The sequence below is a fragment of the Gordonia westfalica genome (genome assembly GCF_900105725.1).
GTDB classification, from domain to species: domain Bacteria; phylum Actinomycetota; class Actinomycetes; order Mycobacteriales; family Mycobacteriaceae; genus Gordonia; species Gordonia westfalica.
The window spans coordinates 948,585-974,075 of record NZ_FNLM01000036.1; the positions used below are offsets into that span (position 1 = coordinate 948,585).

At 67.1% G+C, this 25,491-nt stretch carries 28 protein-coding genes and 4 pseudogenes; 18 read left to right on the forward strand and 14 right to left on the reverse strand.

Annotated elements, in window-relative coordinates; translation table 11 throughout:
• The first annotated feature begins 60 nt into the window (after positions 1-60).
• From BLU62_RS30485 to BLU62_RS30500, 4 genes are read left to right on the forward strand one after another with little or no spacing between them, the layout of a single operon-like run.
• Positions 61-975: a carbohydrate ABC transporter permease gene (locus tag BLU62_RS30485; protein WP_074854158.1), complete on the forward strand. Its 915-nt coding sequence runs from the start codon at positions 61-63 to the stop codon at positions 973-975.
• Positions 972-1,808, forward strand: coding sequence for a carbohydrate ABC transporter permease (locus BLU62_RS30490; RefSeq protein WP_074854159.1), 837 nt, complete (start codon positions 972-974; stop codon positions 1,806-1,808). Before BLU62_RS30485 ends, BLU62_RS30490 begins: the two co-directional genes overlap by 4 nt.
• Before the next feature lie 52 nt (positions 1,809-1,860).
• On the forward strand, positions 1,861-3,174 hold the full coding sequence (locus BLU62_RS30495) for an ABC transporter substrate-binding protein (RefSeq protein ID WP_074854160.1): 1,314 nt from the start codon (positions 1,861-1,863) through the stop codon (positions 3,172-3,174).
• 40 nt (positions 3,175-3,214) lie between these two features.
• On the forward strand, positions 3,215-4,327 hold the full coding sequence (locus tag BLU62_RS30500; protein ID WP_074854161.1) for an ABC transporter ATP-binding protein: 1,113 nt from the start codon (positions 3,215-3,217) through the stop codon (positions 4,325-4,327).
• Here the strand turns inward: BLU62_RS30500 and fdhD are convergent.
• The 10 genes and pseudogenes from fdhD to BLU62_RS30550 all read right to left on the reverse strand — a co-directional run bounded on the left by fdhD (position 4,317) and on the right by BLU62_RS30550 (position 12,486).
• Entirely contained in the window at positions 4,317-5,177 is an 861-nt protein-coding gene (gene fdhD / locus BLU62_RS30505; protein ID WP_074854162.1) for a formate dehydrogenase accessory sulfurtransferase FdhD, read from the reverse strand. The genes BLU62_RS30500 and fdhD overlap by 11 nt on opposite strands.
• 17 nt (positions 5,178-5,194) lie before the next feature.
• On the reverse strand, positions 5,195-5,644 hold the full coding sequence (dtd, locus tag BLU62_RS30510) for a D-aminoacyl-tRNA deacylase (RefSeq protein WP_074854163.1): 450 nt from the start codon (positions 5,642-5,644) through the stop codon (positions 5,195-5,197).
• Positions 5,605-6,870: an MFS transporter gene (locus BLU62_RS30515; protein ID WP_074854164.1), complete on the reverse strand. Its 1,266-nt coding sequence runs from the start codon at positions 6,868-6,870 to the stop codon at positions 5,605-5,607. Before BLU62_RS30515 ends, dtd begins: the two co-directional genes overlap by 40 nt.
• A complete protein-coding gene (locus tag BLU62_RS30520) occupies positions 6,867-8,225 on the reverse strand; it encodes an LLM class flavin-dependent oxidoreductase (protein WP_074854165.1) in 1,359 nt (452 codons plus the stop codon). The genes BLU62_RS30515 and BLU62_RS30520 overlap by 4 nt, the downstream gene beginning before the upstream one ends.
• Positions 8,226-8,277: 52 nt before the next feature.
• Positions 8,278-9,054 carry an ABC transporter ATP-binding protein gene (locus BLU62_RS30525; protein WP_074854353.1) on the reverse strand — a complete coding sequence of 259 codons (777 nt, stop codon included), beginning with the start codon at positions 9,052-9,054 and terminating at the stop codon, positions 8,278-8,280.
• Positions 9,030-9,646 (reverse strand): annotated as a pseudogene (locus tag BLU62_RS34150) (ABC transporter permease); the annotation flags it as partial. The gene BLU62_RS30525 and the pseudogene BLU62_RS34150, both read right to left, overlap by 25 nt.
• Before the next feature lie 202 nt (positions 9,647-9,848).
• Positions 9,849-10,532, reverse strand: a pseudogene (locus BLU62_RS34590) (ABC transporter substrate-binding protein); the annotation flags it as partial.
• Between the two features lie 142 nt (positions 10,533-10,674).
• Positions 10,675-11,188 (reverse strand): annotated as a pseudogene (locus BLU62_RS30540) (hypothetical protein).
• Between the two features lie 177 nt (positions 11,189-11,365).
• Positions 11,366-12,088 carry an SIMPL domain-containing protein gene (locus BLU62_RS30545; protein WP_074854166.1) on the reverse strand — a complete coding sequence of 241 codons (723 nt, stop codon included), beginning with the start codon at positions 12,086-12,088 and terminating at the stop codon, positions 11,366-11,368.
• Positions 12,089-12,093: 5 nt separating this feature from the next.
• A complete protein-coding gene (locus tag BLU62_RS30550; RefSeq protein WP_074854167.1) occupies positions 12,094-12,486 on the reverse strand; it encodes a phage holin family protein in 393 nt (130 codons plus the stop codon).
• 294 nt (positions 12,487-12,780) lie between these two features.
• On the opposite strand from BLU62_RS30550, the gene infA reads away from it, so the two are divergent.
• The 8 genes from infA (at position 12,781) to truA (ending at position 17,592) form a co-directional block, all read left to right on the forward strand.
• A complete protein-coding gene (gene infA, locus BLU62_RS30555) occupies positions 12,781-13,002 on the forward strand; it encodes a translation initiation factor IF-1 (protein WP_005170487.1) in 222 nt (73 codons plus the stop codon).
• 119 nt (positions 13,003-13,121) lie between these two features.
• Positions 13,122-13,235, forward strand: a complete 114-nt coding sequence (gene rpmJ / locus BLU62_RS30560) for a 50S ribosomal protein L36 (protein WP_005207978.1) — start codon at positions 13,122-13,124, stop codon at positions 13,233-13,235.
• A 211-nt stretch (positions 13,236-13,446) separates the two neighbouring features.
• Positions 13,447-13,815: a 30S ribosomal protein S13 gene (gene rpsM, locus BLU62_RS30565; protein WP_074854168.1), complete on the forward strand. Its 369-nt coding sequence runs from the start codon at positions 13,447-13,449 to the stop codon at positions 13,813-13,815.
• Positions 13,815-14,222 carry a 30S ribosomal protein S11 gene (gene rpsK, locus BLU62_RS30570; RefSeq protein WP_004023536.1) on the forward strand — a complete coding sequence of 136 codons (408 nt, stop codon included), beginning with the start codon at positions 13,815-13,817 and terminating at the stop codon, positions 14,220-14,222. The genes rpsM and rpsK overlap by 1 nt, the downstream gene beginning before the upstream one ends.
• 24 nt (positions 14,223-14,246) lie before the next feature.
• A complete protein-coding gene (rpsD, locus tag BLU62_RS30575; protein ID WP_074854169.1) occupies positions 14,247-14,852 on the forward strand; it encodes a 30S ribosomal protein S4 in 606 nt (201 codons plus the stop codon).
• Between the two features lie 144 nt (positions 14,853-14,996).
• Positions 14,997-16,049 (forward strand): DNA-directed RNA polymerase subunit alpha, encoded by a 1,053-nt coding sequence (locus tag BLU62_RS30580; RefSeq protein WP_074854170.1) that lies wholly within the window; start codon positions 14,997-14,999, stop codon positions 16,047-16,049.
• 81 nt (positions 16,050-16,130) lie between these two features.
• Positions 16,131-16,697: a 50S ribosomal protein L17 gene (gene rplQ, locus BLU62_RS30585; protein WP_074854171.1), complete on the forward strand. Its 567-nt coding sequence runs from the start codon at positions 16,131-16,133 to the stop codon at positions 16,695-16,697.
• A 19-nt stretch (positions 16,698-16,716) separates the two neighbouring features.
• Positions 16,717-17,592: a tRNA pseudouridine(38-40) synthase TruA gene (truA, locus tag BLU62_RS30590; RefSeq protein ID WP_208863722.1), complete on the forward strand. Its 876-nt coding sequence runs from the start codon at positions 16,717-16,719 to the stop codon at positions 17,590-17,592.
• Here the strand turns inward: truA and BLU62_RS34460 are convergent.
• The 3 genes and pseudogenes from BLU62_RS34460 to BLU62_RS30605 all read right to left on the reverse strand — a co-directional run bounded on the left by BLU62_RS34460 (position 17,589) and on the right by BLU62_RS30605 (position 19,878).
• Positions 17,589-18,166, reverse strand: a pseudogene (locus BLU62_RS34460) (TM2 domain-containing protein). The gene truA and the pseudogene BLU62_RS34460 overlap by 4 nt on opposite strands.
• 83 nt (positions 18,167-18,249) lie before the next feature.
• Positions 18,250-18,759, reverse strand: coding sequence for a hypothetical protein (locus BLU62_RS30600; RefSeq protein WP_074854173.1), 510 nt, complete (start codon positions 18,757-18,759; stop codon positions 18,250-18,252).
• A 48-nt stretch (positions 18,760-18,807) separates the two neighbouring features.
• Positions 18,808-19,878, reverse strand: coding sequence for an alpha/beta fold hydrolase (locus tag BLU62_RS30605; protein WP_074854174.1), 1,071 nt, complete (start codon positions 19,876-19,878; stop codon positions 18,808-18,810).
• 190 nt (positions 19,879-20,068) lie between these two features.
• Between BLU62_RS30605 and BLU62_RS30610 the strand changes: the two genes are divergently transcribed.
• Positions 20,069-20,737, forward strand: a complete 669-nt coding sequence (locus BLU62_RS30610; protein ID WP_074854354.1) for a DedA family protein — start codon at positions 20,069-20,071, stop codon at positions 20,735-20,737.
• 11 nt (positions 20,738-20,748) lie between these two features.
• Here the strand turns inward: BLU62_RS30610 and BLU62_RS30615 are convergent, their stop codons facing one another.
• Entirely contained in the window at positions 20,749-22,293 is a 1,545-nt protein-coding gene (locus BLU62_RS30615) for a MinD/ParA family ATP-binding protein (protein WP_074854175.1), read from the reverse strand.
• 429 nt (positions 22,294-22,722) lie between these two features.
• On the opposite strand from BLU62_RS30615, the gene BLU62_RS30620 reads away from it, so the two are divergent.
• From BLU62_RS30620 to BLU62_RS30640, 5 genes are read left to right on the forward strand one after another with little or no spacing between them, the layout of a single operon-like run.
• Positions 22,723-23,109: a hypothetical protein gene (locus BLU62_RS30620; protein ID WP_074854176.1), complete on the forward strand. Its 387-nt coding sequence runs from the start codon at positions 22,723-22,725 to the stop codon at positions 23,107-23,109.
• Between the two features lie 8 nt (positions 23,110-23,117).
• Positions 23,118-23,432, forward strand: coding sequence for a YbaB/EbfC family nucleoid-associated protein (locus BLU62_RS30625; RefSeq protein WP_074854177.1), 315 nt, complete (start codon positions 23,118-23,120; stop codon positions 23,430-23,432).
• Between the two features lie 59 nt (positions 23,433-23,491).
• Complete coding sequence (locus BLU62_RS30630) at positions 23,492-23,800, forward strand: type VII secretion target (protein ID WP_074854178.1); 309 nt, start codon at positions 23,492-23,494, stop codon at positions 23,798-23,800.
• Complete coding sequence (locus BLU62_RS30635; protein ID WP_074854179.1) at positions 23,797-25,155, forward strand: hypothetical protein; 1,359 nt, start codon at positions 23,797-23,799, stop codon at positions 25,153-25,155. Before BLU62_RS30630 ends, BLU62_RS30635 begins: the two co-directional genes overlap by 4 nt.
• Entirely contained in the window at positions 25,152-25,463 is a 312-nt protein-coding gene (locus BLU62_RS30640; RefSeq protein ID WP_074854180.1) for a PE family protein, read from the forward strand. The genes BLU62_RS30635 and BLU62_RS30640 overlap by 4 nt, the downstream gene beginning before the upstream one ends.
• Positions 25,464-25,491 lie beyond the last annotated feature (28 nt).

Below are 25,491 nucleotides of genomic sequence, written 5' to 3' on the forward strand. Positions count from 1 at the left end.
TTCACCGGAGTCGTTGCCTGAGTTCACCATCTCGTCGTCTGATACGGACACACTTCGCCCGTGTCATCGGTCGACGAACACGTCCTACCCGCCACCGGTAGGCGCCCCTGGCGGAGCTACTGGTTGTTCCTGTTGCTCGTGGGGCCCAATCTCGTCCTGCTGGCGGTCTTCACCTATCGGCCGCTCGTCGAGAACATCCGGATGTCCTTCTTCGACTGGAACATCGCGGAGTCGGGCGCGACGTTCATCGGTGTCGACAACTACGTCGAGTGGTTCACCCGTGCCGATTCCTGGGAGATCGTCACCAACACGGTGGTGTTCACGGTGGCCGCGGTCGTCGGCAGCATGGTCATCGGACTGGCGCTGGCGTTGCTGCTCGACCGTCGACTCCGCGGCCGCAACGTCGTCCGGTCGGTGACTTTCGCGCCCTTCGTGCTGTCCGGCGCGGCGGTCGGCATCGCGTTCCAGTTCGTGTTCGACCCGAGCTTCGGCCTGATCAACGACCTCATGGGGCGATTCGGGCTGGGGTCCGCGCCGGACTTCTACCAGCAGCCCGGCTGGGCGCTGTTCATGATCACGGTGACCTATATCTGGAAGAACCTCGGGTACACCTTCGTGATCTACCTGGCCGCTCTGCAGGGCAAGCGCGCCGACCTCGACGAGGCCGCCGCGATCGACGGTGCCGGGTGGTGGACCTACTTTCGCAAGGTGCTCCTCCCACAGCTGCGGCCGACGACGTTCTTCCTGTCGATCACCGTGCTGCTCAACTCTCTTCAGGTCTTCGACATCATCAACGTGATGACCCGCGGCGGGCCGCTCGGCAACGGCACCACGACGATGGTGTACCAGGTCTACGAGGAGAGCTTCCGCAACTTCCGTGCCGGATACGGTGCGACGGTCGCGACCATCATGTTCGTCGTCCTGCTCGTGATCACCCTGTTCCAGGTGCGGGTGATGGATCGGGGCGCGCGATGAGTCCCGCGGGCCGCAAACGGATCGCCGACGGGCTGGGGTATGCGGCGATGGTCATCGTGCTGGTGATCATCGCGCTGCCGCTGGTGTGGATTCTGCTGGCATCGCTCAAGGACCGCTCCGAGATCTACGTGCAACCCGCGGTGTGGTGGCCGTCGACGTGGCGTCCGGAGAACTACGGCGAGGCCACCACGTCGGTCCCGTTCTGGACCTTCCTGCGCAACTCGGTCATCGTCACCGGGGTGCTGGGCGTGTCGAAGTTCGTGCTGGGCGTACTGAGTGCGTACGGCCTCGTCTTCCTGAGGTTCCCGGGGAAGAACGCCGTGTTCGTGGTGATCATCGCCGCGCTGATGGTGCCCAACCAGATCACGGTCATCACCAACTACTCGCTGGTTGCGCAACTGGGCTTCCGGAACACCTTCATCGGCATCATCCTGCCGCTGGCCGGGGTGGCGTTCGGGACCTTCCTGATGCGCAACCATTTCCTGTCTCTACCACCGGAGATCATCGAGGCGGCACGCATGGACGGCGCCGGGCACTTCCGCCTGCTGACCAGAGTGGTTCTGCCGCTGTCGATACCCACGATGGTCGCCTTCGCCACGATCACCCTGGTCAACGAGTGGAACGAGTACCTGTGGCCGTTCCTCATGGCCGACGACCACACCGTCGCGACACTGCCGGTCGGCCTGACCCAGCTACAGAACAGTGACGGGCTCACCAACTGGGGGCCGGTGATGGCGGCCACGATCCTCGCGATGCTCCCGATGCTGATCATCTTCCTGGCCCTGCAACGTCACATGATCAAGGGTCTCACCTCCGGGGCGGTCAAGGGCTGACCGCCCGCTCGAAGCATGCTCGCGCACAACCGATTATCGACAGGAGACAACAATGATCAACATGTCCCGCCGCGGTTTCATGGCCGCCTCGGCGACCGCCGCCGCAAGCGCCTTCCTGGCCGCCTGCGCCGGTTCGTCGGGGGACGGTGGCTCGTCGTCCGGTGATGCCTCGAAGCTCACCTTCTGGTCCAATCACCCGGGCAAGTCGACCGAGGTGGAGAAGGAACTGATCAAACGCTTCGAAGCAGCCAATCCGGGGATCACGGTGCAGCTCGTCGACGCCGGGAAGAACTACGAGGAGGCGGCGCAGAAGTTCAACGCCGCGTTGTCGGGAGGTTCGCTGCCCGACATCATGATCCTGTCGGACGTGTGGTGGTTCAACTTCGCGTTGATCGGTGCGATCTCGCCGCTCGATGACCTGTTCGGGAAGGCCGGCGTGGACACGTCGGACTACGTCGATTCACTCATCGGGGACTACAACTGGAACGACAAGACCTGGGCGTTGCCGTATGCGCGCTCGACTCCGCTGTTCTACTACAACAAGGACGTGTGGACGAAGGCCGGTCTGCCCGATCGTGGTCCGCAGAGCTGGGACGAGTTCGACGAGTGGGGACCCCGGATCCAGACCGTGGTCGGCGGGGACAAGCGCGCCCACGGCTGGGGGAACGCCACCGACTACCTCGGTTGGACCTTCCAGGGGCCCACATGGACCTTCGGCGGGGCCTACTCCAAGGACTGGGATCTGACGTTCACCGACCCGAAGACCGTAGCGGCCGCTCAGTATCTGAGCGACTCGATCAACCAGAAGCGGTACGCGAAGATCTCCAACGACATCGCCGGTGACTTCAGTGCGGGGATCATCGCCTCGACCATCGCCTCCACGGGTGACCTGTCAGGCATCACCGAGAACTCGACCTTCGACTTCGGTACGGCCTTCCTGCCGGCACCCGCCGGTGTCTCCGGATGCCCGACCGGTGGTGCCGGTCTTGCGATCCCGGCGAGGATCTCCGAGGACCGCAAGGTCAACGCGCTGAAGTTCATCGCGTTCATCACCGACGCCGCGAACACCGCGTACTTCTCGCAGAACGTCGGCTACATGCCGGTCCGCAAGTCCGCTCAGTCCGATCCGTCGATGGTCGCGTTCCTCGAGAAGAACCCCAACTTCGCGACGGCCATCGAGCAGCTGCCGCGAACGCAGCCGCAGAACTTCGCGCGGGTGTTCGTGCCCGGCGGCGACGAGATCATCGGCACCGGTTACGAACGGATCGGCCTGCAGAACGCCGATGTCGCATCGACTCTCGCCGACACGCAGCGTCAGATCGCGCAGGTCTACGAGTCGCAGATCAAGCCGAAGCTCCCGCAGTGATCGGAGCGGTCGCAATCGGTGCGCGCGGTGGGGGTGTCACGTGGCGTCGGTGACCTTCGCCGGGGCCACGCGGCGCTTCGCCGACGGGCAGAAGCCGGCGGTGGACTCCCTCGATCTCACGGTCGCCGACGGCGAGTTCATGGTTCTGGTGGGGCCGTCGGGGTGTGGTAAGTCGACAAGTCTGCGGATGGTCGCAGGTCTGGAGTCGGTGGAGTCCGGAGCCGTCCTCATCGACGACGTCGACGTGATCGGGATGGCGCCCAAGGCGCGTGATGTGGCCATGGTGTTCCAGAACTACGCGCTCTACCCGAACATGACGGTCGCCGACAACATGGGTTTCGCGCTGCGCAACGCCGGGATGAGCAAGGCGGACACCGGAACCCGTGTGCTCGACGTGGCGCGGATGCTCGAACTCGAGAATCTCCTGGACCGCAAACCGGCGAAACTGTCCGGTGGGCAGCGGCAGCGGGTCGCGATGGGCCGCGCGATCGTCCGCCGGCCCAAGGTCTTTTGCATGGACGAGCCGCTGTCCAACCTCGATGCCAAGCTCCGGGTCAGTACACGTGCGCAGATCGCGGCGATGCAGCGGGAACTGGGCGTGACGACGCTGTACGTCACGCATGACCAGGTCGAGGCGATGACGATGGGCCATCGGGTGGCGGTATTGGATTCCGGTGTGCTGCAACAGGTCGGCACGCCGCGGGAGATCTACTCGCGGCCCGCCAATCTGTTCGTCGCGTCGTTCATGGGGTCGCCGCAGATGTGCTTGATCGACGGTCGGATCGAGGACGGGATCGTGCATCTCGGTGGCACCCGGGTCCACGTACCGGCCCCGGTGTCGGCGTCGCTGTCGTCGTCCGAGGTGGTGGTGGGATTGCGGGCGGAGTCGTGGTCTGTCTCGTCGTCGCATCAGTCCGGGGTGCTCGCCGCGACAGTCGATCTCGTGGAGGAGCTCGGTGCCGAGCAGTTCGTCTACTGCAGCGCGGACCTCTCGCTGCGCAACAGCCGCATCGTGGTTCGGGTCGATCATCGGCGCACCGTCGAGGTGGGTGACGTGATCGGGCTGACCCCCGTCGTCGACGAGACGTACTGGTTCGATCCGGTGAGCGGTGACGCGCTCGACGACCCGCTCCGTCGCGAACTCAGTTCGTGACGGCGGCGGGGAGATCGGCACCGTCGGTCGTGATCCGGTCGGGCCGCGTGTAGACGACCATCGACTCGCCACGGGAGAAGCCGATCAGGGTGATGCCGAGTTCGTCGGCGAGGTCGGCGGCCAGGGAAGAGGGTGCGGACACCGCGCTCAGCATCGGGACACCCGCCATCGCCGCCTTCTGTACCAGCTCGAAGCTGGCGCGACCCGAGACCTGAAGGACGGTGCCGGACAGGGGAAGTCGATCGGCGAGCACCGCCCAGCCGATGACCTTGTCGACAGCGTTGTGCCGGCCCACGTCCTCGCGGACGACGAGCAGTTCGCCGTCGGCGTCGAACAGGGCCGCCGCGTGCAGCCCGCCGGTCTTGTCGAAGACGTCCTGTTCGGCGCGGAGACGGTCGGGGAGATCCAGCAACGTGTCGACGTCGACGGTCAGGGTGTCGGCGGCCGGATCGTGGGCCGAGCGGGTGTGGACGGACTCGATGCTGTCCTTGCCGCAGACACCGCAGGCGCTCGTCATGGTGTTGCGGCGGACGATGCCGGGGGCGGGTGGCGGAACGTGGCCGGCAAGGGAGACGTCGACGACGTTGTAGGTGTTGGCGCCGGTGGAGTCGGTGCCCGCGCAGTAACGGGCGGTCGAGTAGTCGCTGCCTGCGGTGATGACGCCCTCGGAGACGAGGTATCCGGCCACGAGCTCGAAATCGTTGCCCGGGGTGCGCATGGTGACGCTCAGCTGTCGACCGCCGACGCGGATCTCGAGGGGCTCCTCGACGGCCAGGGTGTCGGCGCGTTGCGTCGGGGCCGCATCGCGTCGGATGCGGGTGACACGGCGGCGTGCGGTTATTCGTCCCACGGTGTCGACCCTAGTCCTCAGACATCCAGGATCAGCGTCACAGGTCCGTCGTTGACCAGGCTCACCTGCATGTTCGCCCCGAACCGTCCGGTGGCGACGGTGGCACCGGCAGCGCGCAGGGCGTCGACGAGCGCCTCGACGAGCGGCTCCGCCACCGGGCCCGGGGCGGCGGCGTTCCACGACGGCCGGCGTCCCTTGGCGGTGTTGGCGTACAGGGTGAACTGGCTGATGACCAGGATCGGCGCATCGATGTCGGCGGCCGCCCTCTCGGGACCCTCCTCGCCGTTGAAGATCCGCAGGCGCCAGATCTTGTCGGCGAGTCTCGCGGCGTGGTCGGGGGTGTCGTCGTGGGTGGCGCCGACGAGAGCGACGAGACCGGACCCGCCGTCCGGGATGTCGAGCTCGCCGACGACCTCGCCGTCGACGCTCACGCGGGCTTGACTGACTCGCTGGATGACGGCTCGCACCGATCCAGGATGCCAGTCGCGGGTGGTTCCTCCGCGCTGAGGTGGGACGGCGGCCGCGCATCGGGGGAGAACCGGCCGGGGGCGAGGTTTCGGCCGAAGAACCCGGCGCCGACGAGCCCCACGACACCCATCGCGACCGCGGCCGGCGGGAGCCCGGCGACACCAGCGATCACACCGACTGCGCCCGGAGCGCCGGCGACGCCGCCGTCGTGGAGTAGCCGCCACAGCGACAGGAACTGCGGTCGCGCGTCGGCGGGGGAGATGTCGGCGCCCACGGTCATCACCAGTCCGTTGGTGAGTCCGTTGCCGACACCCATGCCGAGCGCGACGAACCACAGGGCGGTGGGCGTGTGGACCAATGGCATCGCCAGCAGGGACGCCCCGAACAGTGCGGTGGAGAGTATCGCCATCCCACGTCGACCCCAGCGGTCGAGGGCGACACCCGATGGGTACGACAACACCACGTCGGCGGCCCCGGCCACACCGAACAGCAGGGCGGTCGTCGACGCATCCATCCCGACCCGTTCGGCCCACAGCGGCAACAGCACCATCCGCGTGGCCCGCAGTGATCCGAGCGCGAAAGCGCCCGGCCCCAACCGCATCAGCGGAGCCCGATGACGGCGGGCGGTCGCCCAGATCGGTGCCGGCGGCGTTCCCCGGGTGCGGATCTCGGCGTCGGCCATCGTCGACATCAGCACCCCGGCGACACCGACCGCGACCAACTGGATGACGAACACCCCGACCATGCCGGACGCGGTGGTGAGCACCGCGGCGCCGGCGAACGGACCGACGAAGAAGCCCAGCCGATGCATGCCGGCCATCGCCGAGATCGCGCGGGCGCGGCGGGCCGGGTCGACCGCCGCGGTGAGGTAGGACTGTCGCGCCAGACCCCAGACCGCCTGTGCGAGACCGAGTGACGTCACCCCGGCGGTGAGTGTCAGCAGGGATGCGTCGACGACGCACAGTGCGGCGCCGACGAGTCCGACGACCGCGCCGATCACCATCGAACGCTGTTCACCTACCTGCGACACGAGACGGCCGGCGGGCAGGTCGGCGATCAGTACACCGAGCCCGCCGGCCGCGACCACGAGCGCGGCGAGGGTGAGCGACGCGCCGTGCGCGAGGGCGGCGAGGGGCACGACCGGTGCGGTCGCCCCCGTCGCCAGGCCCAGCAGCGACGTCGGGGTGTGGACGTGGAAGACGAGTTGGCGTGTGGTGGCGCTCAACTCGCGAATTGTGTGGCGTCGGCCTCCGCTGTGAACCGGCTCGCCGGGCGCGGCAGACCGAAGTGGTCACGCAATGTGGTGCCCGAGTACTCGGTGCGGAACAGGCCGCGGCGCTGCAGGATCGGAACGACGGTCTCCACGAAGTCGGTCAGGCCGCCCGGGTAGTAGGGCGGCATGATGTTGAATCCGTCTGCTGCGCCGGTGGTGAACCAGTGTTCGATGGTGTCGGCGACCTGCTCGGGGGTGCCGGCGAACACCCGGTGACCGCGCGCGCCGGCGAGCCGGTCGAGCAGAGTGCGCAGCGTCGGCTTCTCCCGCTCCACGATGCCCGCGACCACCTGCTTGCGGCTGCGCTTGTTGCTGGTGACGTCCCCGGCGTCGCCGAAGAGTTCCGGCGCAACAGGGGCGTCGAGGTCATGGCCGGACAGGTCGACGCCGATGATGCCGCGCAACTGCTTGATGCCGTAGGCGGGGACGGTGAGTTCGTTGAACTCCTGCTCCAGTGCGCGCGCCTCCGCCTCGGTGCCGCCGATGAACGGGCTGAGGCCCGGAAGGATGACCACGTGGTCGGGGTTGCGGCCGAGCTTCGCCGCGCCGGCCTTGATGTCGGAGTAGAACGCGCGCGCGTGTTCGACGAGCTGGTGGGCGGTGAAGATCGCCTCGGCGTGGCGGGCGGCGAAGGCCCGGCCGTCGTCGGAGGCGCCGGCCTGCACCAGCACCGGATGGCCCTGAGGGGAACGCGGAGCACTGAAAGCACCTCGGACGCTGAGGTGTTCGCCCACGAACTCGGCGCGGTGGATCTTGTCGGTGTCGGCGTAGATGCCCGCCTCCCGGTCTAGGACGACGGCATCGTCCTCCCAGGAATCCCAGAGCCGCGTGGTGGCGTCGACGAACTCCGCGGCGCGGCGGTAACGATCGGCCGGATCGGGATGGGCGGGGAGGCCGAAGTTCTCGGCGGCGATCTCGGTGGAGGTGGTGACGATGTTCCACCCCGCGCGACCCTTCGACAGGAAGTCCAGACTCGAGAACAGCCGTGCGAGGTTGTAGGGCTCGTAATAGGTCGTCGACGCCGTCGCGATGAGGCCGATGCGTTCCGTGGCCGCGGCGATCGCGGTCAGCAGCGTGATGGGTTCGAGGCGCCCGGCAGCGCTGTACGCGGCCTCGGTGCGCAGGGCGGGACCGTCGGCGAAGAACACCGCGTCGAACTTCGCGGCCTCCGCCTCCCTGGCGATCTGCTGGTAGTAGTCCGCGTCGAACAGACGCTCCGGCTGCGTCCGGGGATGACGCCACGCGGCCTCGTGATGCCCCACGGGGTAGCTGAAGGCATTGAGGTGGAGCTGACGATCGGTGGTCACAACTGATCCTCTTCGTGTCGGTGTGTGTGAGATGCGTTGTCGTGCAGGGGTCTCAGGTCGCGTCGGCGTCGACGCCGAGCGCGCGCAGGAGGGCCTCGCGGTGGCTGACGAAGTCGGGATCGCGCAGTGAGCGCTGCGGTCCGAGGCCGGTCAGGTCACGATCGGCGACGAACCGTCCCTCGTCGAGGACGAGGACGCGATCGGCCAGCGTGATGGCCTCGTCCACGTCGTGTGTGACCAGCAGGACGCCGGGCCGGTACTTCGCGCACAGGTCGCGCAGCAGGCCGTGCATCCGGATGCGGGTCAGCGCGTCCAGGGCTCCGAACGGTTCGTCCGCGAGGAGCAGCTGCGGTTGGCGCACCAGCGATCGGGCGAGCGCCACGCGCTGTTGTTCACCGCCGGACAGTTCGGTGGGCCAGGCGTTCTCGCGGCCGGCGAGCCCGACGTCGGACAGTGTCCGCCGGCCGGCCGCGGTTGCCCCGCGTCCGCCGAGCCCCAGGGTGACATTGGGGAGCACGCGTGCCCACGGGAGAAGCCGGGAGTCCTGGAAGACCACCGAGGTCGAGGGCGCGACATAGAGGTCGCCGTCGCCCGCGACGCCGTTGTCGAGACCTGCGATGGCCCGCAGAAGTGTGGACTTTCCGCTGCCGCTGCGACCCAGGAGGGCGACGAATTCGCCTGCCCGGATCGTCAGGTCGATGTTCGCGAGTACGGTCCGTTCGCCGAAGCCGCGTGAGAGTCCCCGGACGACCAGGACTTCGGGTGCGGATTCAGGTGCAGCGGCGGAGGTCTCCGCTCGATCGATCAGCTGCCCAGTGACTTTCGCCATGACAGTGCCCTCCTCTCGATGGTGCGGACGACGGTGTCGCCGACGAGACCGAAGACGGCGTAGACCACGAGCCCCACGACGACGATCTCCAGCTGTCCGTAGAGGCGTGCCTGGTTCATCAGGTAGCCGATGCCCTCGGTTGCGTTGACCTGTTCGACGACGACGAGCGCGAGCCACGAGATCGTCACGTCCAGGCGCATCCCGTGAAGAACCCGGGTACCGCACCCGGCAGGGCGACGCGTCGGATGAACGCGGTCCGGGACAGGCCGACGGTCTGTGCGAGTTCGACGTGGCGCATGTCCACGCCGCGCAGCTGGGCGTGGGTGTTGATGTAGACGGGGATCATCACGCTGGTCGAGATGATGATGATCTTCATCGCATCGCCGATGCCGAACCACATGATGGCGAGCGGGATGATCGCGAGTGTCGGGATGGCCCGTTTGATCTGGATCGGGCCGTCGACGATCGATTCGCCGATGCGGCTCAGCCCGGAGATCAGGGCGAGGACGACGCCGACCCCGACGCCGATGACCAGCGAGATGGCGGCGAGCCGAAGGGAGGCGAGGATGTTGGTCGGCAGGCGGCCGTCCGACCAGCTTCACCCATTCCGCGGGGTGCGTGTTGATCCAGTGGAAGGAGTTGACGAGGACACCGACGAAGTGGCGTAGCGCGGCGGCCTTGGCCGGGTCGGTGAGCGACTCTCCCCGGGCATAGAAGAAGGAGAGTCCCTCCGATGTCCGTCCGACGGCTGCCGGGTCGAGGAACGACGCCCCGTCGCGTGAGTAGTCGCGGAGGTAGCGGGTGAGACGTGGCTCGTTGAGCGGTGCGACGTCGACCTCGCCGGCCCCGAGTGCCTCGGAGAACTCGACGAGCTGCAGGCGCACGAGGTTCACGTCATCGGTGGTCAGGCCGGAGTTCTGCAGAGCCCGGAGAACGGCCACCTGCTGGGCGGTGCCCTCGGCGTAGGCGATTCGCTTGCCCCGCAGGTCGGCTCCGGTGCGCAGCGTCGGGGCAGCCTCGGGACTGGTTGCGAAACGATACGAGTCCGGCTGGACCTTCCGCGCCAGGATGATCGGAACCTGTTGCCCGGTGAGATATGCGTGGATCGGCGGGACGTCACCGACCGGTGCGACGTCGGCGGTGCCTGCGCGGAAGGCCTCCAGCACCGCGGGTCCGCCGGTGAAGTTGGCGAATTCGACCTTGTAGGGGAGGTGCTCGCCGTTGCCGCCGGCGGCGAGGAGGTTCTGGACCAGGTTCTGCTGGTCGGCCACCACCAGGGTGGTGCCCGCCGGGATGTCGGTGGGGAGCGTCTTGCTCAGGTCGACCTCGGTGTCCGACGGACCGCACGCCGACGCGAAGACGACGGCGGCGAGAGTCGCGGCCGTGGCAACGACCTTGGTGCGCAGAAACCGTCGTCGGCGCCTTCCGTGCGTACGGGCCGGAGGTGAGATGTCGTGGGAGGACAGCGATGAGGACACGAATTGGCTCGATTCGTCGATGATGTGCGCGATGTCCTCACGCTGTCATCGACGACCGATCAACCCAATGTTTATGCGCGCGTTGGAGATTAGTTCCGCGGGCGTTGAATGACTTTCGATCTACACGATCGGAAGAGCAAAACTACTTGATCTCGATGTCCCCGTCGAAGTCGAACGGGGTGGCCGCGGGCTTACAGCCGTTGAAGGAGGCGGTGGGTGCCGGGCCGTTCACCCCGACCTTGTTGTCGTCCTCGCCTGCGCCTTTCCGGACGGTGATCTGCACGGCGAGGGCCTCGCTGAGTCCCGCGGGGATGAGATTGGGATCGGTCGCGGCGATCGGGTAGACCAGCGACGCGGTGTTCCCGTCGGTGTGGATGCACGTGATCGGCCCCTTGACCTTGAAGGGCAGGGGATTGTCGTCGTCGCCGGCCAGGAGGGTCGCGACGTAGGTGCCGGTGGTCTTGCCCTTGTCGTCGGTGACGCCGTCGGCCTTGATCTCGAGGACCTCGAGGTCCGGGGCGATCTCGAGTTCGCCGGAGATCTTCAGCGACTTGGTTCCCCGCCGCATCGGCCGGCGCGGCGACGCCGACGGACGCGAGTACTGCGGCGGCCGCCAGCCCCGAGGCGGCGAGAGTGCGTGTTCGGAATGCGGTCATGACAAGCTCCTTCGATCGGCCCCCGTACTGATCACCCCAACCGACTCACCGTAAGAGCGTGTTTCGGCGACGATGGGGAGTTGTCACCCAGTCGTTGCCGTTCTGTGCCGAAAATTCTCCGCGCACCGGGCAATTCGGGCGTTCGGCGGTCCCGGTGCGAGCGGGGTGAGCCCCGGCTCAGTCGAGCGCGAACGTCACCGAGACCGTGAAGGTCAGCTCCTGTTCGCCGGGCTCGATGGGGACGGGCGCGGCGGCGACGTCGCGCTCGAAGGTGCCGGGGGAGGCGGGCTGCTCCTGGCCGCTCGTCGTCTCCTTGATGGTCAGCACCTTGCCGAGTGAGTCGTCGGCGAGCGAGGCGTACTGCTCGGCGCGGCCGCGGGCGTCGTCGAACGCCGCCTTGCGGGCCTGCTCGAGAAGTTCCGAATCGTCGTCGATGGCGAATGCGACGTTGCTGATCCGGGTGTTGTCGCCACCGGCGGTCGCCGCGGCGCTCAGGACCGTGGAGGCCTTGGAGAGGTCGCGGATGGTGACCCGGATCGAGTTGGTCGCCACATAGCCGCTGATCTGGCTGGAACCGCCGGGGACCGCACTGGCGTACTGCGGACTCACCGACACCTGCTGGGTGGCGACGTCCTTGCGATCCACGCCGGCGTCGACCATCGCGTCGGTGACCGCGCTGATCTTCTCGCTCGTCTCGTTCAGTGCGGTGGTCACGTCGCCGGCCGTCGACTCGACGCCGATGTCGGCTCGCAGGGTGTCCGGGGCGCCGCTCACCTGACCGGACCCGACGACGGTGACCGAGCGTTGCTGGTCGACGGCACCGTCGCTGCCGCACGCGGTCAGTGCCAGTGCGGCCGCGAGGGCCGCCAGGAATCCGACTCGACGGATGCCCGTGCTCATCGTCCTCATCTCTCGATCGGGTCCCGCATCAGAAGCGCAAGCAGCCAGCCGACGATCGACACGACGATCGCGCCGAAGATCGCCGACCAGAAGAAGTCGTCGACCTCGAGGCCCCAGTGGGTGGTGTTCCGGGTGATCCACGCGGTGATCTCCAGCATCAGCGCATTGATCACGATGTGGATGAGCCCCAGCGTCAGGATGTAGAAGGGGATCGAGATGAACTGCACGATGGGTTTGACGAAGGCGTTGAGCACGCCGAAGATCACGGCCACGACCAGTGCGATCCCGACCTTCTCGGCGGTCGTCGAACCGCCCACGAACTCGATTCCCGGGACGATCAGCGTCGCCACCCACAATGCCACCGCGGTGCACACGGTGCGGACGAGAAATGCCAGCATGCGGAACAGTGTGCCAGTACGGGCGTGCCGGATACGGCGGTCTGATGTCCGAGTCGGGCGGAATGCGGTGGCCGATCGGCACGCATTTGGACTGTTCTCGCTGTTCGCGTAAGATGGATCGTCGGTGCGTCTCGCGTGCCGGCATCCGCGTGTCCCCACGCAGGTCCGGCGCGTTGCACCGGGCGCAGGTCCTCGCGGACCGGTGCCCACACCCTAACGGACAAACACTGATTCAACCGGGCCGACGACGCAGCACCATCCGGGTGTCGCGAGAAGGCCAGGATCGCGGAGGACATGGCGAAGAAAGACGGGGCCATCGAGGTCGAGGGTCGAGTGATCGAACCCCTGCCCAATGCGATGTTTCGCATTGAGCTGGAGAACGGACACAAGGTTCTCGCCCACATCAGCGGCAAGATGCGGCAGCACTACATCCGCATCCTGCCCGAGGATCGGGTCGTCGTGGAACTCTCGCCCTACGACCTCGGTCGCGGGCGGATCGTGTACCGCTACAAGTAAGACTTTCCCGGCACCGCCGGGAGAAGACTTCCCGGACATCCGTCTGGGAGGAGACCGACACCCACGTGTACGGCCGCGTATCGGCGTGCGCGCGGGCGAGCCGAGCAGGAGAGACTGACGTGAAGGTTCAGCCGAGCGTCAAGCCGATCTGCGAGAAGTGCAAGGTGATCCGCCGCAACGGCCGGGTCATGGTGATCTGCGAGAACCTGCGTCACAAGCAGCGTCAGGGCTGATCACGCGCACCCCTCCGGGTCGCTTGAGTCAGAACAACTGAAGAACGACAACTGAACATCAGAAGACCTCCCAGCACCAGCGGCGACAGACGAGTCACCGCCTACCTCCGGATCAGAGGCCGGAGCCCGCGAGGCCGAACACACGGTTCGGCACCAGCTCACGGGGCGGACCGGGAGAAGACCTCTGGAAATCGAAAAGGAAATCCGCCACATGGCACGTGTTGCTGGTGTGGACCTCCCCCGCGAAAAGCGGCTGGAGATCGCACTGACCTACATCTACGGAGTTGGGCGTACCACCTCCAAGGAGATCCTCGCGGGAACGGGCCTCAGCCCCGACCTCCGCGCGAAGGACCTCACTGACGCAGACGTCTCCAAGCTGCGTGAGTACATCGAATCCTCGGTGAAGGTCGAGGGTGACCTGCGTCGCGAGGTGCAGGCCGATATCCGTCGCAAGATCGAGATCGGTTGCTACCAGGGTCTGCGCCACCGTCGTGGCCTGCCCGTCCGTGGACAGCGCACCAAGACCAATGCCCGCACTCGTAAGGGCCCGAAGAAGACCATCGCCGGGAAGAAGAAGTAATGCCTCCGAAGTCACGTAGCGCAGGCCCCAAGAAGGGCACCCGCCGTCGCGATAAGAAGAACGTCCCGCACGGCCACGCGCACATCAAGTCGACGTTCAACAACACCATCGTGTCGATCAGCGATCCCAGCGGAAACATCATCAGCTGGGCGTCGTCGGGCCACGTCGGTTTCAAGGGCTCGCGCAAGAGCACCCCGTTCGCGGCTCAGCTCGCGGCCGAGAACGCAGCGCGCAAGGCCCAGGAGCACGGCGTCAAGAAGGTCGACGTTTTCGTCAAGGGGCCGGGCTCGGGTCGCGAGACCGCGATCCGCTCCCTGCAGGCAGCCGGCCTCGAGGTCGGCACCATTTCCGATGTCACCCCGCAGCCGCACAACGGTTGCCGTCCGCCCAAGCGGCGTCGGGTCTAACGGGAAAGGGAGGAACAGAGAAACATGGCTCGTTATACCGGCCCCGCAACAAAGAAGTCTCGTCGTCTTCGCGTCGATCTGATCGGTGGAGACGTCGCATTCGAGCGTCGCCCCTACCCACCCGGCCAGCACGGCCGCTCGCGGATCAAGGAGAGCGAGTACCTGCTCCAGCTGCAGGAGAAGCAGAAGGCACGCTTCACCTACGGAGTGATGGAGAAGCAGTTCCGTCGCTACTTCGAAGAAGCGAACCGTCGTACCGGCAAGACCGGTGACGAACTGCTGAAGCTCCTCGAGACCCGTCTCGACAACGTCGTGTACCGCTCGGGCATCGCCCGGACGCGTCGTCAGGCTCGCCAGCTGGTCAGCCACGGCCACTTCACCGTCAACGGTGTGAAGGTCGACGTCCCCAGCTACCGCGTCAGCCAGTACGACATCATCGATGTCCGTCCGAAGTCGCTGCAGACCGTCCCGTTCCAGATCGCCAAGGAGCTCGTCGGCGATCGTCCGGTCCCGGGTTGGCTCCAGGTCGTGCCCTCGACCCTGCGCATCCTCGTGCACTCGGTGCCCGAGCGCGCTCAGATCGAGGTTCCGCTCACCGAGCAGCTCATCGTCGAGTTCTACTCCAAGTAGACGCACGGGGCTCCGCCCCCGTGTACCCCCGAAAAGCCCGCATGGTTACGGGGATTCGGAGAGAACAGACAACACCAGACAGCAACTGCTGTTCGGTTCACTTTCTAGGCCGTCATATAGCGGGCGGCCAAAGGAGAAAACGAAATGCTCATCTCACAGCGACCCACCCTCACCGAGGAAGTCATCGCCGAGGACCGGTCGAAGTTCGTCATCGAACCGCTCGAGCCGGGTTTCGGTTACACACTCGGTAACTCGCTGCGTCGTACCCTGCTCAGCTCGATCCCGGGTGCAGCCATCACCAGCATCCGGATCGACGGTGTCCTCCACGAGTTCACCACCGTCCCCGGGGTCAAGGAAGACGTCACCGACATCATCCTGAACCTCAAGGGCCTCGTGGTCTCCTCCGACGAGGACGAGCCGGTCACCATGTACGTGCGCAAGCAGGGTCCGGGCACCGTCACCGGCGCCGACATCGTGCCCCCGGCCGGTGTCACCGTGCACAACCCCGATCTGCACATCGCCACCCTGAACGACAAGGGCAAGCTCGAGATCGAGCTCGTCGTCGAGCGGGGCCGCGGCTACGTGCCGGCCGTGCAGAACAAGGCGTCGGGTGCCGAGATCGGCCGTATCCCGGTCGACTCGATCTACTCGCCGGTGCTCAAGGTGACCTACAAGGTCGAGGCCACCCGTGTCGAGCAGCGCACCGACTTCGATCGGCTCGTGCTCGACGTGGAGACCAAGAACTCGATCAGCGCGCGTGACGCGCTGGCGTCGGCGGGCAAGACCCTGGTGGAGCTCTTCGGGCTCGCCCGGGAGCTCAACGTCGAGGCCGAGGGCATCGAGATCGGGCCGTCTCCGGCGGAGGCCGACCACATCGCGTCGTTCAGCCTGCCGATCGAGGATCTGGAGCTGACCGTCCGTTCGTACAACTGCCTCAAGCGCGAGGGTGTTCACACCGTCGGCGAGCTGGTTGCCCGGACCGAGTCGGATCTGCTCGACATCCGCAACTTCGGCCAGAAGTCGATCGACGAGGTCAAGGTCAAGCTGCACGCGCTCGGCCTGTCCCTCAAGGACAGCCCGGCCAGCTTCGATCCGTCGCAGGTCGCCGGTTACGACCCCGCCACCGGTACGTGGTCGGAAGACGCGTCCTTCGACGCCGATTCCGGTGAGGATTTCGCCGAAACCGAACAGCTGTAGTCGCTTCCCGGCGGCAGCTGTCACGCTCGCCCAAACCCTGACTTCCGCTCGAGTGATCGGGAGTCCTCCTAGGAGAAGACAATGCCCAAGCCCACCAAGGGTGCCCGCCTCGGCGGGTCGGCCAGCCACCAGAAAGCGATGCTGGCGAACCTCGCCACCTCGCTTTTCGAGCACGGCCGCATCACCACCACCGAGGCCAAGGCCAAGCGCCTGCGCCCGTACGCGGAGAAGATCATCACCCACGCCAAGGCCGGCAAGCTGGCCAACCGTCGTGAGGTGCTGAAGGACATCCGCAACAAGGACGTCGTGCACACGCTGTTCGACGAGATCGGCCCGTTCTTCGCCGATCGCAACGGTGGCTACACCCGCATCATCAAGACGCTGCCGCGCAAGGGCGACAACGCCCCCATGGCCGTGATCGAGCTGGTGCGCGAGACCACCGCGTCGAGCGAGGCGTCGCGCGCGACCCGCGTCGCCGCCTCGAAGAAGGCTGCTGAGGAGAACGTGGTGGAGGCTGTCGAGGCCGACGCCACCGACGCCGAGGTCGCCAACGCCGAGGCTGTCGCCGAGGCCGTTGACGACGAGTCGACCGCCGCTACCGCCGTCGAGGCGGAAGAGGTAACCGACGCAGACGACGACAAGAAGTAGTCGACTGAGTCGAGAACTGCTGACCGAACCCGTCGGCCCGGATTCCGGTGCCGGCGGGTTCTGTCGTCTGCGATTCGACGTCGGTTACGACGGCACCGATTTCGCCGGTTGGGCACGGCAGATCGGGCAGCGCAGTGTGTGCGAGGAACTCGAGAACCGGTTGGCGACGATCCTGCGGGTACCGGTCCGGCTGACGGTGGCGGGGCGGACCGATGCCGGTGTGCACGCGACGGGGCAGGTCGCGCATGCTGTCATCCCGGCCTCGGCGCTGGAGACCCGGTCGATCGCCGGGAACCCGTCGACGCTCGTCGGGCGGCTGGCCAAGATGTGCCCGGACGACATCCGGGTGAAAGACGTCCGGGTGGTGCCCGACGCATTCGACGCCCGCTTCTCCGCGCTACGACGCCACTACCGTTATCGGCTGGACGATTCGCGATGGGGGCCGGAACCCGTGGTGGCGCGGACCACGGCGACCTGGCGCCGCGCGCTCGACGTGGAGGCGATGAACGCTGCGTCGTCGGAGTTGGTGGGTCTGAACGATTTCGCTGCCTTCTGCCGTCGACGCGAAGGCGCGACGACGATCCGGGACCTCCAGCGCTTCACCTGGACCCGCGACGCGGACGGTGTTCTCGTCGGCGAGGTCAGCGCCGATGCGTTCTGCTGGTCGATGGTGCGGTCGCTGGTGGGCGCGGTGGCCAGCGTCGGCGACGGACGGCGTGACCTCGACTGGTGTCGTGCGCTTCTCGCGGAGAAGGTGCGCAGCGCACAGGTGCCGGTGGCCGAGGCTCGCGGCCTGTGTCTGGTCGGCGTCGACTATCCCGCCGACGACGAACTCGCCGCCCGCAACACGGTGACCCGCGACGTGCGCGGGTCCACCGGTTGCTGCGGAGGCTAGTTCCCGAGCTTGAGGCCGTTCTTGTCGCGGACACTGCCGGTCAGCATCATGATGCCGTCGACGAGGGCCCAGATGGCGACGCCGAAGATCAGCACGAATCCGATGAGGAAGATCGCGGTGATGTAGCCGATGATCGTCAGGCCGAGCTGGATGCCGCCGATGGTGTTGTCACCGATGTAGAAGCGGCCGACACCCAGGCTGCCCAGGAAGATCTGCAGCAGACCGGCGACGAGCTTCGACTTGTCCGACAGCGGTTCGCCCGTCGCGGGGTCGCGCCCGTACGGGGCGGTCGGGTCCGGTGCTCCCGGGTATCCGTATCCGGCCGGTGCGCCGTACTGGGGGGCTCCGTACTGAGGAGCTCCGTACTGGGGCGGTGCACCGTATTGCTGCTGCTGAGCGTCATGGCCCTGCGGTGCCTGGTAACCCTCGGGTGCGCCGTAGGACGGCGGTGCCGCGTATCCCGCGTTGGGGTCGGTGCCGTAGGCGGGAGTGCCCGGCTGCGCGGGATCCGCGGGCGGGGCTGCTTCACGAACGGGTCGTACGGCTTGTCGCCGGGGTTCTCCGGATTGGTCATCGGGGTCGTCCTCCTCGGTGTGGTCTTGCGTCGTGTCGTCGTGTCGTCGTGTCGTCGTGTCGTGGTGCTCGGTGGTCGTGCTGTCAGGCCATCGCAGCCAGGGTGCGGGCGTAGTTGACGCGACCCGAGACGTCACCCATGGTGACCGGCGTATATGCCGGGATGTTGGTGACGTGCATGAAGCCGCCCGCGCCGCGCACGGTCACCTGGATGTATCCGGTGGTTCTGCGTTCCTTCATCAGCAGGAACAACAGGCTGAGAAAGCACACCATGAAGAACCCCACGATGGCCAGTACCAGACCGGTCTGTGACATCCGTTCGGTCGACACGGACATGTCGGTGACGACCCACTGGGTGCCTGCGATGGGGCACGTACCCGACGGCGTGATGACGAGGTTCTGGGTACAGGTGATGTCGCCGATGACGACGAGCGGCTGCTCGGGGACCGGGGCGGCTCGGCCGTACTGGTGGGGGATCGGGTTCGGTTGTGGCGCACCGTACCCGGGCACGGCGAAGCCAGGGCTCGAGTCGTACTCGGAAGGTTGGTGCGGGAACGGCGTGGTGCCGTCCGGGCCGCCACCCGGGTAGGTCATGGACCCATGGTGGCACAGACCACCGACGCCCGGCGGCGGTGTACGGGCTCAGGTCGCGTTGCGTTCGTCCTCGAAGGCCTCCATGACGATCTCGAGGGTGTCCTCGTCGTCGATGAAGTCCTGCGGGTGAGCGCCCTCGGACAGCAGATGCCGCCAGTTCAGCGGATCGAACACGATGGCCTCGTGCCGGGAGATGAAGTCGATGATGACTCGGCAGAATCGTTCCGGGTCGTCGCGGAACGGGAAATGTCCTGCACCCTCGAAGGTTTCGAGTTCCGAGTGGGGGATCGCGGAGTGCGCGAGTTCGGCGTGGTGATAGGGGATGACGATGTCCTCGTCGCCCCAGATCAGCAGGACGGGGAGCCGCTCGGTGAGATAACAGCGGTCGAGCATGGTGACCGACTGTCCGCGCCAGTCCACGACGGCGCGCAGGGTTCGCAGGAACGCCGCGTACGCGGTCGGATCGGCGAGGTCGCCGAGGACGCGCATCAGGTCTTCGTGATCGGCGAGAAGGCGTTTGGGGGTTGCGGACACCGGTGCGAACGGGAGCGTCGGTGCGGCGGCGACGGCCTTGGCGGCGACCCTGAGACCCGGGATGACGCCCGGGATCCGGAGTGCCGACAGTGCCTGGTGGACCACGGGTAGCGAGATGAGTCGGAGGGCAGGGTTGACCTCCCTCGTCACACCGCCGGCGGCGACGAGGACGAGACGTTCGACGAAGCGCGGGAACTGGTAGCAGAACTGCATCGCCACGCCACCGCCGAGGGAGTGACCGACGACGGTGACCTTGTTGAACCCCAGCACGACGAGGAGATCCCGCATGCCGTTGGCGAAGGCGGGCACCGAGTAATCTGCGCGCGGTTTGTCTGACAGGCCGTGTCCGAGCAGGTCGGGCGCGATGACCGTGTAGTGCTGCGCCAGGATCGGGATGACCTCGTCCCAGGTCGACGAGTTGTCACCGATGCCGTGGATGAGCAGCAGCGCGGGACCGCTGCCCGCGATCCGGTAGGCGCGGCGATAGCCGTGGATCGTGTGATATTCGAGGCGGACGTCCGTGTCGGAGACGGGCCGTAATGCCGGGCCCGGCGTCTTCGCCGGACCGGGGGGCGTCGACGGCATCGTGGGTTCCCCCTTTACTCGAGGTGTATGCGTCTTACCGTCGAGTAAACCCCACATCGGTGGACTTCGCGCATCGGCGTGGGTGGAACGGACGACCGGGGTCACCGTCGCCGGGACCTCGCCCGGAATTCATCCGTTCGTCCGATCGGAACACCGTTCTCACCTGCACGAGCCGTTACTGTGGGCGCTGATGAATCCGTTCGACGTCGAGTCCTTCGTGGCAACCGGTGGTCTGATCGGTCTGTGCGTACTCGTCTTCGTCGAGACCGGGCTGCTGGTCGGCGTGATCTTCCCCGGCGACTCGCTCCTGTTCACCGCCGGAGTGTTCGCCGCGCAGCCCGACCCGTTCGCACCGCTCTGGTTGGTGGTTCCGCTCGTGGCGCTGGCCGCGATCGCGGGGGACCAGTGCGGCTATTTCATCGGTCGGCGGTTGGGGCGCGGCGTCGTGGAGGGCCGGATGATGCGGAGCATCGGCCCCGACTATGTGGCCAGGACCAACGCCTTCTTCGACCGGTTCGGGCCGCTGACCGTGTTCTTCGGCCGGTTCATCGGCATCGTCCGGACGCTGGTACCACTGACCGCGGGCTTCAGCGGGATGTCGCACCGCGTGTTCACCCTGTTCAGCGTCCTGGGCAGCCTCGCGTGGGCGGGCGGGATCATCGTGGCGGGTTACCTGCTCGGCAATGTGCCGATTGTCCGCGACAACATCGAGATCCTCATCATCGCTTCGGTTCTCACGGTCGTGGTACCGATGTTCGTCCACGTCGCGCGGCGGTGGCGGGCGACGCGACGCCGGCAGCGCGGTGTCGTGCGGGTGGAGACTCCGCGGGACGATCAGGCTCCGCCCGAAACGGGCTGATACCGGGCGGGTTACCCGAGATACGGTTCTTCGCGCGGCAGGGTGGTGCCCGAGAAGTCGTCGGCGATGGTCGCGGCGAGTTCGACGAACGAGCGCTTCGCGGGCTTGGACATCAGTTCGAGATCGACATCGGCGCCCTCGGCGAGATGGTCGTCGAACGGGATCTTGTGGACCGCACGGCACCGGGTCAGGAAGTGCTGACCGAGTTGATCGGTGTCGATGGTCGACGACCCCGGACGCGAAGAGCTCAGCACGACGACGGCCCGCGACACGAGGTGCCCGAAACCGTGGGCCTCGAGCCAGTCCAGGGTGGCGCCGGCGCTGCGTGCACCGTCGAGAGCCGGTGAGCTGACCAGGATGATCGTGTTGGCGAGGTCGAGGACACCGTTCATCGCCGAGTGGCTCAGGCCGGTGCCGCAGTCGGTGATGATGATGTTGTAGAACCGCTGGAGGATGGTGACGACCCCGCGGTACTCCTCCTCGTTGAACGCCTCGGCCATCGCCGGATCACGTTCGGAGGCAAGCACCTCCAACCGGCTCGGGGCCTGCGACGTGTGGGCCCGGACGTCGGAGTAGCGGTACACGTTCTGATCGGCGAGCAGGTCGCGGACCGTCGAACGCGTCTGCTGGGGGATGCGCTGCGCGAGCGTGCCGAGGTCGGGATTGGCGTCGACGGCGATCACCCGGTCGCCGCGTAGCGAGGCGAAGGTCGAGCCGAGCCCGACGGTGGTCGTCGTCTTGCCGACGCCGCCCTTCAGCGACAGCACCGCGATCCGGTAGTCGCCCCGGACGGGCCGGTTGACCCGCTCGAGGAGTTGCTGAAAGGCGATGTCGCCCTGTGATTCGCCGGGATTGATGGCACCCGCGGACAGGGTGTGGACGGCTCGTCGCCACCCGCGACTCGGTGCTCGTCGGGCCTTGCGGATCAGCGCGACCTCGTCCAGCGACGGAGCGCCCTGCGGTCCGTAACCCGGCGGCATCTGCTGAGCCGGATATGTGGGTGCGGGTCCGGTGCCCGGACCGAACTGTCCCGGCGGCATCAGTTGGTTCGCCGGGACAGAGCCGGCGGGGTGGCCCGGGCCGGGAGGTCCGGGCTGAGGGAACGGCGGAGGCTGGTGCGCGGGCGGGGGTGCCTGGTCGAACGGCGGTGTGGGACCTGGTTCGAACGTCGGTCCGGGCGGCGGCGCGTAGGCGTCGGGTGCCTGATGCGTGCCGGGGAAACGGCCCGGCTCCGGGGCGGGCGGGACCGGCGGTGGCGTGTGACGGCCGATGGCGTCGACGGGCCCGGCGGGCGGAGCTCCGGTCTCCGGTGCCACGGGGTCGGCGGGCGCCGTTTCCGGCGGACGCAGTGCATCGGGACCCGGCGTCGGAACGGAATTCGACGGGGCACGGTCGGGGGCCGGCGGAAGACCCGTCGCCCGGCCGTCATTCGCAGGTGGCTGTGGCGCCGGCTGCGGGGCCGGCGCGGCCTCGGTGGGAGGCGGTGCGAATTGCAGCCACGGGGGTGGTGCCGGCGCGTCGGCGCCGTTCGGCGTCGTCGAGTTCTCGTACGTCATCGGGGAATCCTCTGGTCTTGCGGCCGGGCCGACCTGGCGAGTCGCGGTTCGTGCGTGAGCGGGATCCCCGGCAGCATGCGAGGATCGATGAGGCATCGATCCTCGGTGCGACGATCTGCTTGCACTCTGACCGACTCCGGCAGCGTCGACGCGAGTCTACCCAAGGGTATGAGAGGATTTTGGACGAGATCCACAGTTCATCTCACACTCTCGCGTTCGACATACCGTATCCGGCGTGTGGTGGCGTTGATCGAGTTGTGGCAGGATCAGGCACTTGGCCCCAGGTGCGAGGCGGGGCGGCACCGTGGTCATGACCAGTTTCATGACCTGGTGAACCGGCACCTGGGAAGCAGGTTGCATCGAACGGGAATTCGATGGAACCGGGAGGGACCCCGTCTGCGTCTAATTCGGCGTGAAGGGGGGTTCGGCTTGAGCTACACCGACGAGACGGCAACGCATGCCGACGATGCGCGCGACGGCGACGATCCGTGGGCGCCGGTACATCAGTTCTCACAAGCACGTTCGCGGTCGGGTGCCCTTGCCGTCCGGACGACGGCTCAAGGTCTGCCGGTTGCGGTCCACATCGCGTCCACCGAGCTCGACAAACACCCGGAACTGCTGGCCGCCGACATCCTGCGTCTCTGCAAGCAGGCTGCGATGTCGGCCGGAATCCGGTTGCGCGAGAACCTGCTCGCCGCCGGGATCGATCGCGATCTCGTCAACGAGATGAAGCTGCCCAAGCCGGCGGATCTCTCCGCGGCCGAGGAACGTGACGACGAGGAAGCCGACGCCATGACGTCGTGGTTGCGCCGATGAGCTGGGCCATGGACGAACTCGAGGCGCGCGCCGCCCGCCAGTTGGACGGTCTGCGCGGGTTCGACGAGAAACTGCAGGCGATCTCGGCCCGCGTCACCTCGGTCGACGGTCTGGTGACCGTCGAGGTCGATGCCAAGGGGGCGCTGGTCGATCTCCGACTCGAGCACGGCGCGAACGAACTCGGCGCGGCACGGCTCGGCGAGGCGATCGTGACGACTTCGGCTCTCGCCGCACAAAAGGTCTACGCCCGGGTGGCGGCCGTGACCGAGGAGTTCAACGAAACATTCGGCGACATGCTCTCCGCTCGTCCTTCGGGTGAATGACAGTGCATGTGCCGGTGGCTGATCGCTCGAGTAAGACTCGCACTCATGAGGGGGTTGTGATGACGGATGTGAAGGTGACGCCCGAAGCGCTCGAAGGCTTCGTCGCGACGAATGCGGCGATGGCGACCGCCATCGGGACGGCCGGGTCGATCGATGCGGCGGCCAACACCGCTGTGATGGTCCCGGTGTTCGGCCTCATCGGCCAGGAGTTCCTCGCGTCGTTCATCGTCGCGCAGGCGAACCACCTCATGTCGGTCGGGCAGTTGGCTGCCGTCCATGCCGCGACCGCGGCCACGACGGCCCAGGGGCTCGCCGAGTACGAGGGCGTCGACGCCTCGAGTGCGGCCGCCATCCGTTCGGTGCTGTGACCCCGATGCCCCCGACGCCAGGCCCGTTCCTGCCCGGCGTTCCTGATGTGCCTGCACTCACCCACATGACGGTGCAGGAGATGATCGAGGCGACGCCACTCGGTCCGGTCCTCGACCGCACCGTGGCCGATGTCCTCGGCGGACTGGGACTCCCGGCGCTACCGGTGCTGCCCGCGTTGCCGCCGATGCCCGGACTGCCGCCCATCCAGCCGCCGAATCTCGACATGTTCATCAAGCCGATCACCGACCTGCTCGGAGGCTTCGGTACCGGCGACCTCAGCGGCGCGGGCTTCGACCCGACGATCATCTTCGAAAGCCTGACCAAGGTTCTCGAGACGTCGATGTCGATGGGCCAGGGTGCGCTCAAGCTGGCCGATCAGCTGTGGGCCGGGCAGGGTGCCGCCGGCGCGGCCGCCAAGACCACCGAAGCGGGTGCGAACAGTACCGCCCTCGCCGCTCAGGGGTCGGGGATCTCGATCGACACGAAGATGGCATCCGCGATAGTTGCGAAGGGGCTGGCGCTGGTCCAGGCCATCATCGCGACGACCGTCGCCAAGATCACCACGGTCGCCGTGCCGATGATGACCAGTCCGCTGATCGCGGCCGGGATCACCACGGCGATCGGGTTCGCGTCGTTCGGGTTGAGTCAGGCCACGGCTGTCGTCGCCGCGACGCGGACCGAGCTACTCGCCCCGACGACGGCCATGACCGCCAACGGTGCTCCGGTCGCCGTGACCGGCGCTCCGACCGGTGCCGCCGGACAGTCTCCGTTCACCCTGGCCGGCACCGTTCTCGACACCGTCTCTCCGGCGGTCTCCACCGCCATGGAACTTCCGAGCTCGCTGATGCAGCCGATCAGCAAGATGCTCAACGTCGGCAACCCGGATTCGCCCGTCATCGCACCTGCCGGTACGCCGCTGTCGAAGGTCAAGGGCGGTGGCGGTTCCGGTGGCGGAGGAGGCGGTGGTGGAGGCGGGGGAGGCGGCATCGGAGGCATGATGTCGCCGCTGAGCGCGTCCCGGCCGACGGTCCCGACGAACTTCTCGATCGGCGAGCCTGCCCTCGGTTCCGGCGCGGCGTCGAGGCCGGCCACCATGGCTCCGGCGGCGATGCCGATGGGCGGCGCCCCGATGGGTGCGGCCGGCGCCGGTGCACGCGGAGCAGGCGCTGCCGAGGGTCAGCACAGCGTGCCCGACTACCTGGTGACCGAGGACAACGGGCGTGCGGTGGTCGGTGACGATCCCGAGGTCGCACCGGCGGTCATCGGCCACGATGAGTCGGCCGACGCCGATTCGAGTCCTGATATCGAACTACGGCTGGGCGTACCCGGTCTGAAACGAAACGAGGAAGTATGAGCAACGCACAGCTTCGCGTCGAACCGGCCGAATTGATCTCGGCTGCAGGCGATCTCGACAAGATCGCGGATCGGCTCGAGCTCGCGCTGGCCGGGGCGCAGGGTGCCCTGTCGGTGCCGGCCCAGGGGCGCGACGAGGTGTCGGTCGCATCCGCCGCAAGTTTCACCACGGTCGCCGAGAAGTTCGAAAAGGACACGGCGACCGGTGTTCTCGAGTTGCGGAAGATCGCCGCAACGCTGCGTGCGCAGGCCTCCGGACTCATCGACAGCGATTCCGCTGCTGCGGCGGCCTTCAGGATCCAGGCCTGAACCGAGCCTGCGAGAGACACGAGACCTA